The organism is Actinoallomurus acaciae (assembly GCF_042429965.1).
GTDB lineage: Bacteria > Actinomycetota > Actinomycetes > Streptosporangiales > Streptosporangiaceae > Actinoallomurus > Actinoallomurus acaciae.
This window is the reverse complement of sequence record NZ_JBHLZP010000176.1, coordinates 1-15,237: the sequence shown is the minus strand read 5'-3', so window position 1 is coordinate 15,237 and position 15,237 is coordinate 1. Positions and strand designations below refer to the sequence as shown.

Annotated in this window: 15 protein-coding genes and 1 pseudogene; 5 read left to right on the top strand and 11 right to left on the bottom strand. The window is 71.1% G+C overall.

Annotated features, from left to right (window positions below):
- The 5 genes from whiA to ACFFNX_RS23115 form a co-directional block, all read right to left on the bottom strand.
- On the bottom strand, positions 1-507 hold a 507-nt coding region (whiA, locus tag ACFFNX_RS23135), incomplete at its 3' end, for a DNA-binding protein WhiA (RefSeq protein ID WP_378205891.1).
- Positions 508-536: 29 nt separating this feature from the next.
- A complete protein-coding gene (locus tag ACFFNX_RS23130) occupies positions 537-1,514 on the bottom strand; it encodes a gluconeogenesis factor YvcK family protein (RefSeq protein WP_378205888.1) in 978 nt (325 codons plus the stop codon).
- A 6-nt stretch (positions 1,515-1,520) separates the two neighbouring features.
- Positions 1,521-2,420 (bottom strand): RNase adapter RapZ, encoded by a 900-nt coding sequence (rapZ, locus tag ACFFNX_RS23125; protein WP_378205885.1) that lies wholly within the window; start codon positions 2,418-2,420, stop codon positions 1,521-1,523.
- A 31-nt stretch (positions 2,421-2,451) separates the two neighbouring features.
- A complete protein-coding gene (uvrC, locus tag ACFFNX_RS23120) occupies positions 2,452-4,389 on the bottom strand; it encodes an excinuclease ABC subunit UvrC (protein WP_378205882.1) in 1,938 nt (645 codons plus the stop codon).
- Between the two features lie 10 nt (positions 4,390-4,399).
- Complete coding sequence (locus tag ACFFNX_RS23115; RefSeq protein ID WP_378205879.1) at positions 4,400-4,822, bottom strand: hypothetical protein; 423 nt, start codon at positions 4,820-4,822, stop codon at positions 4,400-4,402.
- Between the two features lie 366 nt (positions 4,823-5,188).
- Between ACFFNX_RS23115 and ACFFNX_RS23110 the strand changes: the two genes are divergently transcribed.
- On the top strand, positions 5,189-5,527 hold the full coding sequence (locus ACFFNX_RS23110) for a hypothetical protein (RefSeq protein ID WP_378205876.1): 339 nt from the start codon (positions 5,189-5,191) through the stop codon (positions 5,525-5,527).
- Positions 5,528-5,623: 96 nt separating this feature from the next.
- Here the strand turns inward: ACFFNX_RS23110 and ACFFNX_RS23105 are convergent, their stop codons facing one another.
- The 3 genes from ACFFNX_RS23105 to ACFFNX_RS23095 form a co-directional block, all read right to left on the bottom strand.
- The gene (locus tag ACFFNX_RS23105) at positions 5,624-6,082 is read right to left on the bottom strand and encodes a Rieske (2Fe-2S) protein (RefSeq protein ID WP_378205873.1); all 459 of its coding nucleotides are present in this window, start codon (positions 6,080-6,082) and stop codon (positions 5,624-5,626) included.
- 116 nt (positions 6,083-6,198) lie between these two features.
- Positions 6,199-9,036, bottom strand: a complete 2,838-nt coding sequence (gene uvrA / locus ACFFNX_RS23100; RefSeq protein ID WP_378205870.1) for an excinuclease ABC subunit UvrA — start codon at positions 9,034-9,036, stop codon at positions 6,199-6,201.
- 154 nt (positions 9,037-9,190) lie between these two features.
- Positions 9,191-10,009: an MBL fold metallo-hydrolase gene (locus ACFFNX_RS23095; RefSeq protein WP_378205868.1), complete on the bottom strand. Its 819-nt coding sequence runs from the start codon at positions 10,007-10,009 to the stop codon at positions 9,191-9,193.
- A gap of 106 nt (positions 10,010-10,115) precedes the next feature.
- Between ACFFNX_RS23095 and ACFFNX_RS23090 the strand changes: the two genes are divergently transcribed.
- Together ACFFNX_RS23090 and ACFFNX_RS23085 are read left to right on the top strand one after the other, a co-directional pair.
- Positions 10,116-10,769, top strand: coding sequence for an MBL fold metallo-hydrolase (locus ACFFNX_RS23090; protein ID WP_378205865.1), 654 nt, complete (start codon positions 10,116-10,118; stop codon positions 10,767-10,769).
- A gap of 160 nt (positions 10,770-10,929) precedes the next feature.
- The gene (locus tag ACFFNX_RS23085) at positions 10,930-11,394 is read left to right on the top strand and encodes a MarR family winged helix-turn-helix transcriptional regulator (RefSeq protein ID WP_378205862.1); all 465 of its coding nucleotides are present in this window, start codon (positions 10,930-10,932) and stop codon (positions 11,392-11,394) included.
- Here the strand turns inward: ACFFNX_RS23085 and ACFFNX_RS23080 are convergent.
- Positions 11,385-11,978, bottom strand: a complete 594-nt coding sequence (locus tag ACFFNX_RS23080) for a TetR/AcrR family transcriptional regulator (RefSeq protein WP_378205859.1) — start codon at positions 11,976-11,978, stop codon at positions 11,385-11,387. The two genes, ACFFNX_RS23085 and ACFFNX_RS23080, sit on opposite strands and share 10 nt — an antisense overlap.
- Before the next feature lie 62 nt (positions 11,979-12,040).
- Here ACFFNX_RS23080 and ACFFNX_RS23075 point away from each other — a divergent pair, with 62 nt between their 5' ends.
- Entirely contained in the window at positions 12,041-13,336 is a 1,296-nt protein-coding gene (locus ACFFNX_RS23075) for an alpha-amylase family protein (protein WP_378205857.1), read from the top strand.
- Positions 13,337-13,388: 52 nt separating this feature from the next.
- Here the strand turns inward: ACFFNX_RS23075 and ACFFNX_RS23070 are convergent.
- A pseudogene (locus ACFFNX_RS23070) lies at positions 13,389-14,144 on the bottom strand (DMT family transporter); the annotation flags it as partial.
- Between the two features lie 93 nt (positions 14,145-14,237).
- On the opposite strand from ACFFNX_RS23070, the gene ACFFNX_RS23065 reads away from it, so the two are divergent.
- Positions 14,238-14,831 (top strand): TetR/AcrR family transcriptional regulator, encoded by a 594-nt coding sequence (locus ACFFNX_RS23065; RefSeq protein WP_378205854.1) that lies wholly within the window; start codon positions 14,238-14,240, stop codon positions 14,829-14,831.
- Positions 14,832-14,840: 9 nt separating this feature from the next.
- Here the strand turns inward: ACFFNX_RS23065 and ACFFNX_RS23060 are convergent.
- Positions 14,841-15,237, bottom strand: a 397-nt coding sequence (locus ACFFNX_RS23060) for a hypothetical protein (RefSeq protein WP_378205851.1), incomplete at its 5' end; no start/stop codon positions are given.

The following is a 15,237-nucleotide window of genomic DNA, read 5'->3' as shown; positions in this document are numbered from 1 at the left end:
CAGCCGCCGGGCCGAGCCGACCAGCGCCAGCGCGGCCTCCGGGCCGGGGCACGTCACCTCAAGCGACATCGAGCGGCCCGGCTCGGTCAGCGACCCGTGGGCCAGGAACGCCCCCCGCCACGCCGACTCCGCGTCGCAGGCGGCCCCCGCCACCACGTGCCGCGGCAGGCCGCGCACCGGACGGCCGTTGTTGTCGATCAACCCGGTCTGGCGGGCCAGCGACTCACCGTCGCGGAACACGCGGACGACGTAGCGGTTGCCCTTGCGCAACCCGCTCGGCGCGAGCACCACGACGTCGGAGGTGTGACCGAAGACCTCGGCGAGGTCCTTGCGCAGACGTCGCGCCGCGGCTCCGGTGTCGAGCTCGGCTTCTATCACGATCCGGCCGCTCACAATGTGCAGTCCGCCGGCGAAGCGCAGCAGCGTCGACACCTCGGACTTGCGGCAGCACGGCTTCATGACGGACAGCCTGCTCAGCTCGTCCTTCACCACGCCGGTCATCGCCATTGATGTGATCCTCCCCCTGTAGAACTCCGTCAGGGCAGTCTCGCCGAATCTCGCCGCGTCACGTGGCCGCTGACGAAGATCTGTGCGAACGCTTGGGCCAACCGTGCCGGATCATGCCGTGGAGATCCATCTTCCGCGGCGACGTCGGCCAAGGCCAGCCTGCCTCCGAGGGTACGGACGGCCTTTTCCAGAACATCGGGTTCATCGACGAGATTCCGGTCGGCGAGCACCACATCGATCTTCAACTCGGGCGCGTGGGCGCGCAGGACCTCCAGATGCGTCTGGGGCGAGAAGTCGTCGGTCTCCCCCGGCTGGGGCGCGAGATTGAGCGCGACCAGCCGTTTCGCCCGGGTGCCGAGCAGCGCGTCGGCCAGCCCGGGCACCTTCAGGTGCGGCAGCACGCTGGTGAACCAGGAGCCGGGCCCGAAGATCACCCAGTCGGCCTCCTCGATGGCGCGCAGGGCCTCGGGGCAGGCCGGCGGATCCTCGGGCACGAGCGAGACGCTCAGCACCTTGCCCGGCGTCTTGGCGCAGGCCACCTGCCCGCGTACGTGCGTGATCGCCTCCGGCGCCGCCGGGTCGGCCCCCCGGACCTCGGCGACGATGTCGAGCGGCACCGAGGCCATCGGGAGCACCCGTCCTTCGGCGCGCAGCAGACGGCCCATCCAGTCGAGGCCGGCGACCGGGTCGTCGAGCAGCTCCCAGAGGGCGACGATCAGCAGGTTGCCGACCGCGTGCCCGTGCAGCTCGCCCTGGCTGAGGAAGCGATGCTGGACGACCTCGCTCCAGGTGCTCCCCCAGTCGTCGTCGCCGCAGAGCGCGGCGAGCGCCATGCGCAGGTCGCCCGGTGGAAGGACGCCGAGCTCGCGGCGCAGGCGCCCGCTGGAACCTCCGTCATCGGCGACCGTGACGACGGCCGTCAGATGGTCGGTCACACGCCGCAGCGCGGACAGGGAGGCGAACAGCCCGTGCCCGCCGCCGAGGGCGACGACCTTGGGGGAGTCCACGTCGTGTCATTCCCGTCCGAGATCCCGATGGACGACCTGGAGGTCCAGGCCCTCGTCGCGGAGCCGGCCGCCGAGCTGCTCGGCCATCGCGACGCTGCGGTGCTTGCCACCGGTGCAGCCGACCGCGAGCGTCACATAGTGCTTGCCCTCGCGTTCGTACCCTCGCACCAGGAGGCGCAAGACCTCGGTGTAGGCGTCGAGGAACTCCTTGGCGCCCGGCTGGGACAGGACGTAGTCGCGCACGGGGGCGTCGCGCCCGGTGTGGGGTCGCAGCTCGGGAATCCAGTGCGGGTTGGGCAGGAACCGGCAGTCCACCACGAGGTCGGCGTCGACCGGCAGGCCGTACTTGTAGCCGAAGGACACGACGGTGGCGCGCAGGCTCGACTCGTTGCCCTCGCCCCCGAAGAAGCTCACGATCTTGCCGCGCAGCCCGTGCACGTTGAGCGAGCTGGTGTCGATGACCAGGTCGGCCTCGGCGCGGACCTCGCGCAGGAGCTCGCGCTCCCGGGCGATGCCGTCGACGATCCGCCCGTCGGCCTGGAGCGGGTGCGGACGGCGCACGCTCTCGAACCGGCGGACCAGCACCTCGTCGGAGGCCTCCAGGAACACCACGCGAGGGTGTGCGCCGCGCGCCTCCAGTTCGTCGAACGCGGACTGCAGGTCGGTGGTGAAGGCCCGGCTGCGCACGTCGACGACGACGGCGATGCGGGGCACCGCGCCCTGGCCGCGCTCGGCGAGGTCCGCCATGGTGGCGAGCAGGCCGGGCGGCAGGTTGTCGACCACGAACCAGTCGAGGTCCTCCAGGGACTTGGCCGCCGTGCTGCGGCCGGCGCCGGACATGCCGGTGACGATCACGATGTCGGGCACCTGCGGGGTGCCGCCGAGGTTGGCCGCCGCGGTGCTCACGCCGCACCGCCCGGTCGAGCCGTGCTGTGTCTCATGTGCCTGTTCCCCCGTCCTGCGCGTGCAGTGCCGCCACAATGCTCTCAGCGGTACGGCGTCCGATGCCCGGAACCTCGGCGATCTGCTCGGGTCCGGCCTCTTTGAGCATCTTCACCGACCCGAAATGCTTGATCAGGGCGGTGCGCCGGCTCGGCCCCAGGCCCGGCACGGCGTCGAGCTCACTCACGATCATGCCCTTGGAACGCTTGGTGCGGTGGAACCGGATGGCGAAGTCGTGGGCCTCGTCACGCGCCCGTTGCAGGAGGTACATGCCCTCGCTGTTGCGCGGCAGGATGACCGGGTCCTCCTCGCCGGGCAGCCAGACCTCCTCCAGGCGCTTAGCGATGCCGCACAGGCTGACGTCGTCGATGCCCAGCTCGTCCAGTGCCCGCTGGGCCGCGGCCACCTGCGGCGCCCCGCCGTCGACGACGACGAGGTTGGGCGGGTAGGCGAACTTGCGCGGCTTGCCGGTCTCCGGATCGATCGGCCCGCCCTCCTCGCGCTCGCCGAGGACGTCGAGCTCGCCGGTGCGCTCGGTCTCCTCCAGGTAGCGCCGGAACCTGCGGGCGATCACCTCGTTGATGGAGCGGACGTCGTCCTGGCCTTCGACGGTCTTGATGGAGAACCGCCGGTATTCGCTCTTGCGGGGCAGGCCGTCCTCGAAGACCACCATCGAGGCGACGACGTGGGTGCCCTGGAGGTTGGACACGTCGAAACACTCGATGCGCAGCGGCGCCTGGTCGAGTTCGAGGGCGTCCTGGATCTCCTGGAGCCCCTTGCTGCGGCTGGTCAGGTCGGCGGCCCGGCGCGTCTTGTGCTGCTTGAACGCCTCTTTGGCGTTGCGCTCGACGGTCTCCAGGAGCGTCTTCTTGTCGCCCCGGCGCGGCACGCGCAGGTCGACACGGCCGCCCCGGTGCTCGGCGAGAAGCTCGACCACGGCCTCCTGCTCGGGCGGCAGCGCCGGCACGAGGATCTCGCGCGGCACCGCGTCGCCGGCCACGTCGCCGTACATCTGCAGGACGAACTGCTCGACCAGGTCGCCGGCCGCGATGTCCTCGACCTTGTCGACGACCCAGCCGCGCTGACCCCGGATGCGCCCGCCCCGGACGTAGAACACCTGCACGGCCGCCTCGAGCTGGTCGTCGGCCAGCGCGATGACGTCACAGTCGGTGTTGTCGCCGAGCACCACCGACTGTTTCTCCAGGGCACGCTGCAGGGCGCGGATGTCGTCGCGCAGCCGCGCCGCGCGCTCGTACTCCTGCTCCCCCGCGGCGGCGCGCATGTCCTTTTCCAGCGCCCTGATGAACCGCGCGGTGTCGCCGGCCATGAAGTCGCAGAAGTCCTCGGCGACCTCGCGATGCGCCTCCTCGGTGACGCGCCCGACGCAGGGGGCCGAGCACTTGCCGATGTCGCCGAGCAGGCAGGGCCGGCCCATCTGCCGCTGCCGCCGGAACACCCCGGCCGAGCACGTACGGACCGGGAAGACCCGCAGGAGCAGGTCGACGGTCTCCCGGATCGCCCACGCGTGGGAGTACGGTCCGAAGTAGCGGACGCCCTTCTTCTTCGCGCCGCGCATCACCTGCACCCGGGGGACGTCCTCGTTCATCGTCACCGCGAGGTAGGGATAGGACTTGTCGTCGCGGTACTTGACGTTGAAGCGCGGGTCGTACTCCTTGATCCAGGAGTACTCCAGCTGCAGCGCCTCGACCTCGGTGCCGACCACGGTCCACTCGACCCCGGCGGCGGTCTGGAGCATCGTCTGGGTACGCGGGTGCAGCCCGGCGAAGTCCGCGAAGTAGGAGTTGAGCCGCGCACGCAGGTTCTTCGCCTTGCCCACGTAGATGACCCTGCCGCCCGTGTCACGGAATCGGTACACCCCGGGCGATTCGGGGATGGTCCCAGGCGCGGGCCGGTACGTCGCCGGATCTGCCACGTCCGTCAGCCTAGTGCCGTCCGGGGACGATGGAGGCCCCGTCGGCCCGGTCCGGGCGGCCCCCGCCGTCGTCGTCATCCCGGTATCCCGTGTCACCGTCGATCCGTTCGCGCAGGAGGTCGGCACGGCCGTGGTGCCGGGCGTACTCGGCGATCACGTCGATGAGTTCGAGAACGGCTCTCCGCCCCGCTGCCGTACGCCGAGCGAGCGAGCCGCCCGTGACCTCCGGCACCCGGCCGCCCCGAGGGCGAACGCCTCGTCGATGCCGCCGTCGGGAGGGCCGATGCCCTGGCCGGGCTCGTCGTAGTGACATCGGCAGGTCCGCGCCGGCGAACTGGACGGCGGAGCGCCGCCGCTCGACGGCGGTCAGCTGCCGGAACCGGCCGTACGGGCTGAGCCGAGACGGCGTCACGCCCTTGTCCGGCAGGCGCACCGCCGGGACGCTTGAGTGCGAACGTCCGGCGCTGCCGTTCGAGGAACGCCATGAGCGTCTCCCCCGTCGCCGGCGGCGCGACCCGGGTGTCGGCGCTCCATGCCCGCACGTGGCCGGCCTGGGGAACATCGGTCATGGCCCGAGCATGCCGGTCGCCACCGACAAACCGACGCCCAGCCACCCGTACCCACGGCCGGTACCGGTGAGCCGGTCGAGAGGGCGTCCGGCCACACGGAGGACGCCGAGCGGCACGATCACGGCCGGGCCGGGAACCCGGCTCCGCCTAACGCTCACACCCAGGACACCCGGCCCACCGCACCGCGCAAACCGCATCGTCCTCACCACCACACACTCGGGGCGCTGCTGGTGGCGTTCCTGTCGAAGGGCAGGGACGAGCTCGCCAAGGTCACCGCGCCGGTCGTTGCCATTGTCATGGCGATCGGCCTCGGCAACGGCGGGCCGCGCTTCCAGTTCACCGAGAAGTACTGGTGGATCGAGCAGTTCGGCGTGCACTATGCGGTCGGCGCTCACACCCAGAACACCCGTCACGGACCGGACGGCGTCCGCAGTCCGCCCACCGCACCGACGACAACACCCGCCGCCGCGCCCGAGCCGCACCGCCGCCGACAAACGCTCACGCCCAGAGCGCCCGGCGCGAGGTGGTCGGGAAGGTCTGGGGTCGTGGCGGACGCGGTGAGCAGGTGAATTCTCGCAGCGGCGGCGGGGGCAAGGCGCGGGTCTCGGCCGGGCCGAGGCTTCGCGGTCAGCGGGGTGGGGCCGTGACCGCGATGCCCCGGGCGGTCAGCCGAGCTTCAACTCGCCGTTCTGGACGGTGACGTTCTTGGACGGGAGTGGCTTGTCGGCGGGGCCGTTGGCGACCGAGCCGTCGGCCACGTTGAAGGCGCTCCCGTGGCACGGGCAGTGGATCTTTCCGTCCGAGATGGAGCCCACGGGGCAGCCGCGGTGGGTGCAGATGGAGCTGAAGGCCTTGAACTCGCCCTGCTTGGGCTGGGTCACGACGACCTTCTTGTCCTTGAAGATCTTGCCGCCGCCGACCGGGATGTCGGCGGCCTTGCCCAGACCGCCGCCGCTCTGGCTCCCACCGTTCTGGCTCCCGCTGCCCTGGGAGGCGTCGGCCGACGAGTCGTCCTTCGAGCCTCCGCAGGCGGTCAGGGTGCCGGCGAGGCCGACGAGACCGACCCCCACCAGCATCCCCCGGCGGGTGGACTCCGGTCCGGGCGTGGACGGTTCGAACGGCATAAGACTCCTCCTTGGTTGCGGGGACGTTCCCCCATTGCACGGAGGAATCGACGGTTCGGTTCAAGGCCGTGCGAAAGTTCCCCTTCCGCACCACGAGCACCAGGCGACGACTCCGGTCAGTCGAGGATCTTGGCGAGGAACTGGCCGGTGTGGCTCTCCTCCACCTTGGCGATGTCCTCCGGCGTCCCCGTGGCGACCACGGTGCCACCGCGAGAGCCGCCCTCCGGACCCATGTCGATGATCCAGTCGGCGGTCTTGATGACGTCGAGATTGTGCTCGATCACGATGACCGTGTTGCCCCCGTCGACGAGACGGCCGAGCACGCCGAGGAGCTTGCGGATGTCCTCGAAGTGCAGGCCGGTCGTCGGCTCGTCGAGCACGTAGATGGTACGCCCGGTCGAGCGTCGTTGCAGCTCGGACGCGAGTTTCACGCGCTGCGCCTCACCGCCGGACAGGGTCGGCGCGGGCTGGCCGAGCCGGACGTAACCGAGGCCGACGTCGTTGAGGGTCTGCAGGTGCCGCCGGATCGCCGGGATCGCCTCGAAGAACTCCAGGCCCTCCTCGATCGGCATGTCGAGCACCTCGGCGATGGTCTTGCCCTTGTAGTGCACGTCGAGGGTCTCGCGGTTGTAGCGCGCCCCGTGGCACACCTCGCACGGCACGTAGACGTCGGGCAGGAACTGCATCTCGATCTTGATGGTGCCGTCGCCGGAACAGGCCTCGCACCGGCCGCCCTTGACGTTGAAGGAGAACCGGCCCGGCTGGTAGCCGCGGACCTTCGCCTCGGCGGTCGCGGCGAACAGCTTGCGCACGTGGTCGAACACGCCGGTGTAGGTGGCCGGGTTGGAGCGCGGGGTGCGGCCGATCGGCGACTGGTCGACGTGGACCACCTTGTCGACCTGGTCGAGCCCGTTGATGCGCCGGTGCCGGCCCGGGACGGTGCGGGCGCCGTGCAACTGCTTGGCGAGCGAGAGGTAGAGGATGTCGTTGACCAGCGTCGACTTGCCGGATCCGGACACGCCGGTGACCGCGGTGAACACGCCGAGCGGGAACGCCACGTCGACGCCGCGCAGGTTGTGCTCGCGCGCGCCCTTGACCACCAGCTCACGGCCCCGCTGCCGCTTGCGGCGGGTGGCCGGCACCGGGATCTCGTTGCGGCCGGAGAGGTAGGCGCCGGTCATCGAGGTCTCGGAGGCGAGCAGTTCCTCGACCGTGCCGGACACGACGACCTGGCCGCCGTGCTCGCCCGCGCCCGGGCCGATGTCGACGACCCAGTCGGCGGCCTTGATGGTGTCCTCGTCGTGCTCCACGACGATGAGCGTGTTGCCGATGTCGCGCAGCCGGATCAGGGTCTCCAGCAGGCGGTGGTTGTCGCGCTGGTGCAGCCCGATGGACGGCTCGTCGAGGACGTACAGGACGCCGACGAGGCCCGAGCCGATCTGGGTGGCGAGCCGGATGCGCTGCGCCTCGCCCCCGGCGAGGGTGGCCGACGCGCGGTCGAGGGTGAGGTAGTCGAGGCCGACGTCGAGCAGGAAGCCCAGCCGGGCGTTGATCTCCTTCAGGACCCGCTCGGCGATGTGCTTCTCGCGGTCGCCCAGCTCCATCGCCAGCAGGAACTTGGCGCACTCGCCGATCGGCATCGCGGCCACGTCGGCGATGGACCTGTCGTTGACCGTGACGCTCAGCACGACCGGCTTGAGGCGGCGGCCCTCACACGACGGGCACGGGATCTCCCGCATGTAGCCCTCGAACCGCTCGCGGCTGGAGTCGCTCTCGGCCTCGGAGTGGCGGCGCTGGACGTAGGGGATCACGCCCTCGTAGGTCGTGTAGTACGAACGCCGCCGGCCGTAGCGGTTGCGGTAGCTCACGTGGACCTGCGTGTCGTGGCCCTTGAGGATGGCCTTGCGCGCGGCGGCCGGGAGGCGCTCCCACGGCGTGTCCAGGTCGAAGCCCATCGCCTCGCCCAGCGCGGTGAGCAGCCGGAGGAAGTAGTCGCTCACGTGCCCGCCGGACCACGGGGAGATGGCGCCGTCGCCGAGGCTCTTCTCCGGGTCGGGCACGATCAGCTCGGGATCGACCTCCATGCGGGTGCCCAGGCCGGTGCAGTCGGGGCAGGCGCCGTACGGGGAGTTGAAGGAGAAGGACCGGGGCTCGAGCTCGTCGAAGGACAGGTCGTCGTAGGGGCAGTAGAGGTGCTCGGAGTACATCCGCTCGCGGCGCTCGTCGTCCTCCGGCAGGTCGACGAAGTCGAGGATGACCGTGCCCGCGGTCAGCCCGAGCGCCGTCTCGACCGAGTCGGCCAGGCGCCGCCGCGAGCCCTCCTTGACGCTCAGCCGGTCGACGATCACCTCGATGTCGTGCTTCTCGTACTTCTTGAGCTTCGGCGCCTCGTCCAGGCGGACGGTCGCGCCGTCGACCCGGGCGCGGGAGAAGCCCTTGGTCTGCATCTCGCGGAACAGCTCCGCGTACTCCCCCTTGCGCCCGCGCACGACCGGCGCGAGCACCTGGAAGCGCGTGCCCTCCTCGAACTCCATCAGCCGGTCGACGATCTGCTGCGGCGTCTGCTTGGTGATCGTGCGGCCGCAGGCGGGGCAGTGCGGGTGCCCGATGCGCGCCCACAGCAGGCGCAGGTAGTCATAGACCTCGGTGATGGTGCCCACCGTGGACCGCGGGTTCTTCGAGGTGGACTTCTGGTCGATCGACACCGCCGGCGACAGGCCCTCGATGAAGTCGACGTCCGGCTTGTCCATCTGGCCGAGGAACTGCCGCGCGTACGCCGACAGAGACTCGACATAACGCCGCTGCCCCTCGGCGAAGATCGTGTCGAACGCGAGGCTCGACTTGCCGGAGCCGGACAGCCCGGTGAAGACGATCAGCGCGTCCCGCGGCAGATCCAGCGAGACGTCCTTCAAATTGTGTTCACGTGCTCCGCGCACGATGAGGCGGTCGGCCACGGCGTATTCGCAATCCCCTTGAGAGCCTGGTGGAGACAGGTCAGCTTCAGGCTAACGAGTGGGTGCGACGGTTTCTTCCAGACGACCTCATCAACCCCGCTCGTCGCACGAGAACCGTACACGTGTTCGAATGGGGACTGCCACCGGAACACGCCTACTCGGGACCGTCGTCGAGCGCGTGCTCCAGATATCTCTCCGCCGACCGGCGTACGGCCTCGACGCCGTCCGCGTGGACGATCCGCCGCCACCACGCGCCGTACACGCGCTCGAAGGGGTAGGGCTCCAAGAGCCGCAGCGCGCGCCGGATGACGCGCGGGCGCTCGGGGATGTGGTTGGGGTAGCTGTACATGAAGCTGACGTAGCGCCGGTCCTGGACGACGGTGAGGATGTCGCCGGACAGCAGCGCGCCGCGCCCCTCCTCGCCGTCGCGCCAGTGCAGCACCTGGCCGCCCGCGAAGTGCACCCCGGCGTTGACCAGCGTGAGGCCGTCGCCGAGCGAGCGGGTCTCCCCCGACCAGAAGACGACCGAGTCGTCGGGCCGGGCCACCCATTCGCGGTCGGCCTCGTGGATGTAGACCGGCGCGTCGAAGGCGTGCGCCCACTCGATCATCGAGCCGTAGAAGTGGGGGTGGCTGATCGCGATGGCCGCGACCCCGCCCAGCTCGCGCACCCGGGCGACCATGTCGTCGTCGATGTAGGTGATCATGTCCCACAGGACGTTACCCGACGGGGCGCGGACCAGCAGGGCGCGCTGTCCGATCGCGGTCGGCGGCGCGGCGCCGACACCGACGATTCCCGGCCCCTCCTCCTCGATCCGTCCCCGGTGCCCGGCCTCGCGCAGCTCGGCGAGGGTGGTCCACCGCTGGCCGTCCCAGCCGACGTACTGACGCTCGTCCGTGCAGATCGGGCAGTCGGCGCGCGGTGCGCCGTACTGCGCCCCGCAGGTGCGGCAGATGAGGAGGTCGTCTCGCATACGGGCAGCCTAACCGCGGACGTCCGGGCGACACAGGTCCCGTGAGCCCCGGCCGTGACAGGATGGAAGGCGCCGTAAAGCCGCCCGTGCCCGATCGGAGGACAGCGTGACCTACACAGGCGACGTCGAGGTCGGTGGCGCCCCCGACGTACGAGAACTTCCCGCCTTGACGATCACCAAGCTGGCCGTCGGACCGTACGACAACAACGCCTATCTGCTGCGCTGCACGGCGACGGGCGAGCAGGTCCTCATCGACGCCGCGGCCGAGCCGGACCGGTTGTTCGAGATCGTCGGCGACGGGCCGCTCTCCCGCGTCGTCACCACGCACCGCCACCAGGACCACTGGGGCGCCCTGACCGCGATGATCGACGCGACCCACGCGCGGCTGGTCGCCCACCCCGACGACGCCGAGGCCCTGCCGCTGCCGGTCATCGAGCCGGTCGAGCACGGCGGCACGGTACGGGTCGGGCAGGCCACGCTGTCGATCATCCACCTGCGCGGGCACACGCCCGGCTCGATCGCGCTGCGCTACGACGACGGCGAGACGCCCCACCTGTTCACCGGCGACAGCCTGTTCCCCGGCGGCCCGGGCAACACCTGGGGCGACGCGAAGCTGTTCGGCCGGCTCATGGACGACCTGGAGGAGCGGGTGTTCGGCGTGCTGCCGGACGAGACGTGGGTCTACCCCGGGCACGGCAAGGACACGACGCTCGGCCGGGAGCGCCCGCACCTCGCCGAGTGGCGCGAGCGCGGCTGGTGAGAGCCGCCCGGACGGCGCCGCCGGCCGTCCGGAGCGCTCCCGTCCGCGGATCGCCGGTCCGTACTGGTGCGACTCAGGTGTCCATGCAGCAAGATTGGGGAATGGGCATGCTCATCAGTACGCCCGGGACGCGCGATCGTGAGGCGGCGGGTAAGGAAAGATGACCGGCGTGACCAACCAGGCACCCGATGCGGAAGACCTGACGAACGTCGAGCTGGCGGCGCGACTGCGGATGACTCTCGGCCGGCTCAACCGCCGTGTGCGCCAGCACGGCCCGCAGACCCTGTCCTCGAGCCAGGCGTCCACGCTCTCGAGCGTCGAGGCGCTCGGCCCGGTGCGCCTCGGCGACCTGGCCGCACACGAAGGTGTCACCGCGCCGACACAGAGCCGGCTGGTCGGCTCGCTCGAACAGCAGGGGCTGCTGCGGCGCATGCCCGACCCCGAGGACCGGCGCGCCACCCTGCTGGCCATCACGGCGCAGGGCCGCCGTCAGCTCGAACAGCTGCGCGGCGAACGCTCGGCGTTCCTCGTCAGCCAGATCGCCACGCTGACGGAGGAGCAGCGCGAGGCTCTGGTGGCGGCGCTGGACGCGCTGGAGGCCCTCGCGGAGTGCCCCTACGACTGACCGAGCGCGCCCCGTATCGCGCCGACCACCTGCGCGACGAGGGGCTCGCGTTCGGCCGGCGGGCAGCCACGCTCGACCCAGCTGAGGCAGGCGGCGTCGAGGAAGCCCAGGTAGCCGTGGAGCGCGTGGTCGAGCGCCGGGTCGGCCGGCAGTGCCAGCAGGTCGCGCAGCAACGCCAGGTACAAGCCCCGGGTACGGCGGCGCAGCTCGGCCGCCTCGGGCACGTCACCGGCCGGCGAGCGCAGTGGCGCGGCCCAGCCGACCTGCGCGTCGGCGACGGCGTCGAGGTAGACGCGCACGCTGACGGCCAGCCGGTCGTACGGGGCCGCCGCCGGGGTGTCGGCGGCGCGCTGCCGCCGCAGCAGCTCGTCGATCGCGGCGCGCACGACGTCGCGGTAGAGGCCGCTCTTGCTGCCGAAGTAGCGGTGGACGAGCGCCTCGGAGGCACCGGCCACGGCCGCCACCCGGGCGACGGAGACCTTGTCGTACGGCTCTACGGCGAACGCGCCCGCCGCGGCGCGCAGGATGTCGGCGCGCCGGGTCTCCACGTCGAGCCTCCGCCGGGGAAGCCGGTCCTTGCGCACGCGATCCCTCCTTACTGAGCTATCCTCAACAGTACTACTGAGTCTCCCTCAAAAGGACCTCGATGACCTCGTGGATCGACCACACGATCTGGTGGCACGTCTATCCGCTCGGCTTCACCGGCGCGCTGGAGGCCGGGCCGGGACACCGCCTGAGCCGGCTGGAGGCCTGGCTGGACTACGCGGTCGAGCTGGGCTGCAACGGCCTGGCTTTGGGCCCCGTCTTCGCTTCGGAGACCCACGGCTATGACACCGTCGACCACTTCCGGCTGGATCCGCGGCTCGGGGACGACGCCGGCTTCGACCGCCTCGTCGCGGCCGCGCGCCGCCGGGGAGTGCGGATCCTGCTCGACGGCGTGTTCAACCACGTCGGCCGCGGCTTCCCCCGGTTCGCCGCGGCGCTGCGGGAGGGCCCGGACTCACCGGACGCCCGCTGGTTCCGCCCGCGCGGGGACGACTACGACTGCTTCGAGGGCCACCGCTCGCTCGTCGCCCTCGACCACGGCGAACCGGCCGTCGCCGAGTACGTCGCGAAGGTCATGCGGCACTGGCTCGACCGCGGCGCGGACGGCTGGCGTCTCGACGCGGCCTACGCCGTGCCGCCGGAGTTCTGGCGGGCGGTGCTCCCGCAGGTCCGCGCCGCGCATCCGGACGCGTGGTTCACCGGCGAGATGATCCACGGCGACTACGCGGCCTACGTGTCCGACTCCGGGCTGGACTCGGTCACCCAGTACGAGCTGTGGAAGGCGATCTGGAGCTCGCTGAACGACCGGAACCTGTTCGAGCTGGCCTGGGCGCTGGACCGCCACGACCGGTTCACCGAGGCGTTCACGCCCTCCACCTTCGTCGGCAACCACGACGTGACGCGGATCGCGACCCGCCTGGAGGAGCCCCGCCACCTGGCACACGCCCTCGTCGTGCTGTTCACCGTCGCCGGCGTGCCGGCCGTCTACTACGGCGACGAGCAGGCGTTCCGCGGCCGGAAGGAGGACCGGCCGGGCGGCGACGACGCCGTGCGCCCCGCCTTCCCCGACTCGCCGGACGGACTCGCCCCCTGGGGCCGGCCGGTTTACCGGCTGCACCAGCGGCTCATCGGGCTGCGCCGACGTAACCCCTGGCTGGTGCGGGCGCGTACGAGCGTCGAGCACCTCACCAACGAGGCGGTCGCTTTGCGCAGCCGTCCCCGCGAGGGCGGGCCGGGCATCACCGTCCTGCTGAACACCGGTCCGGACCCGTACCGCTTCCCGCTCCCGCTCGAAGGCCTGCGCGTCCTCGACTCCGCCGAGGAGAAGGAGCCGGACGATCCCGCGCGAGTGCCCCCGTACGGGTGGGCGCTCCTGGGGACCCCGCCCGGACGATGACGACCGCCGCGAGACCGACGACCAGGCCGAGGACGGTCTGTGGGCCGAACGGCTCACCGAACATGAGAGCGCCCCAGACCGCCGTGACGGGGGCCATGAGGAACATCAGCGTGTTCACCTTGGTGACTCCCGACCGCCGCAGGATGAGCCAGTACAGGCCGTAGCCGCCGAACGTGGACAGGGCCACGAGCCAGGTGACCGCGACCCAGAACGGGAGCCCGGCCGGCGGCCTCGCCGCTCCCGCGCTCACGGCGAGCGCGGTGAAGATGACGGCGCTGGTGACGCAGTGCGCGGTCATCGCCACCACGGGCTCGACCCGCGTACGGGAGCGGCCGTCGAGGAACGTCGCCGCCACCAGCGAGAGCATGCCGAGGAACGGGATGAGATAGGCCCACCAGGCCACGCCCGCGGCGGCCGCGGCGTCGGCGCGGGTGACGATGACGACGCCGCCCAGCCCCAGGCACAGGCCGAGCCATTGCCGGCGCGAGACGTACTGGCGCAGGAGCGGTCCGGCGAACGCTCCGGCGACGAGGGGCTGGACCCCGTCGATCAGGGCGGTGGTGCCACTGGAGACGCCGAGCTGGATCGCGTAGTAGACGGTGAGCAGATAACCGCTCTGGGACAGGACGCCGATCAGGACCTGCCGGACGACGTCCCGGACCACGAGGCCCCGCCACCACGTCCTGGCGGCGGCGATGACGATCAGGATGACGGCCAGCGGCAGGAACCGCCACATCAGGATCGTGACGGCGGACGCACTCCCGGCGCCGAGCCTGGCTCCGATGAACCCGGAACTCCAGCAGAGCACGAAGGCCGTCGAGAGGAGAAAGTCCACACCTCATCCTTCGGTATACAGATCGGTATACCCGGGTCACTATACAGATCGGTATACTCTCGGGGCATGGGCACCACGGAGCTCCGGCGGATCACGATGACGCCTGCCGCACTGCGCATCCTGGAGGCCGCGGCGAGGCTGTTCTACGAGCGCGGCATCCACGCCGTCGGCGTCGACCTGATCGCCGCCGAGGCCGGGGTGACGAAGAAGACCCTGTACGACCGGTTCGGCTCCAAGGAGCAGATCGTCGTGGAGTACCTGGCGGATCGCGACGAACGCTGGCGGGCCGTCCTCGCGCGACATCTCGACGCCGCGCCGCCGGAGCCGGCGGCACGCGTTCTCGCCGTCTTCGACGCCTCGGACGCATGGTCGCGGGCGCACGGCGCCAAGGGGTGCAGCATGGTCAACGCCCACGCTGAGATCAGCGACGCGTCACATCCCGCATATCCGATCATCATCGGGCAGAAAGAGTGGATGCTCGCCCTGTTCACCCGCCTCGCCGGGGACATCGCCCCGGACCAGGCCGACCGCCTCGGCCGGACGCTCATGCTGCTGAACGAGGGAGCGCTCGTCGCCCACGGCCTGAACGTCTTCCCGGCCCCCTTCGCCCACGCTCGCGAGCAGGCCCGGACCCTCCTGACCGCGAGCGCCGTGGCCTAGGACCTGTGCCTAGGACCTGGCGAACATCTGGTTCGTGCCGACGAACAGCAGCTTGCGCCCGGACAGCAGGCGCACCTGCCAGTACGAGCCGCCGTGCCCGTCGATATCGGTCAGGTCGAAGGTCTTCGCGTCGCGCGGAGTGGCCTTGCCGCTCCACAGCTTCTGGCCGAAGGCGACCCACTCGCCGCCGCCGTCGGCGTGGAAGCGGAAGTAGGTGTTCTTGACGTTGCGCGTCCAGGTGCCGGTCAGTCCCCGGAGCCAGACCCTGGCCTGCCGGGCCGAGACCGGGGGCGCGGCGCTGGGCGAGTCGACGCTGCCCGGCAGCGTCGAGACCGGGACGGGCGTGACCGGGTGCGTGGCCACCGGGCGGCGCGGGCGGCGCCCGCTCTGGGCGTCGACGACGGCG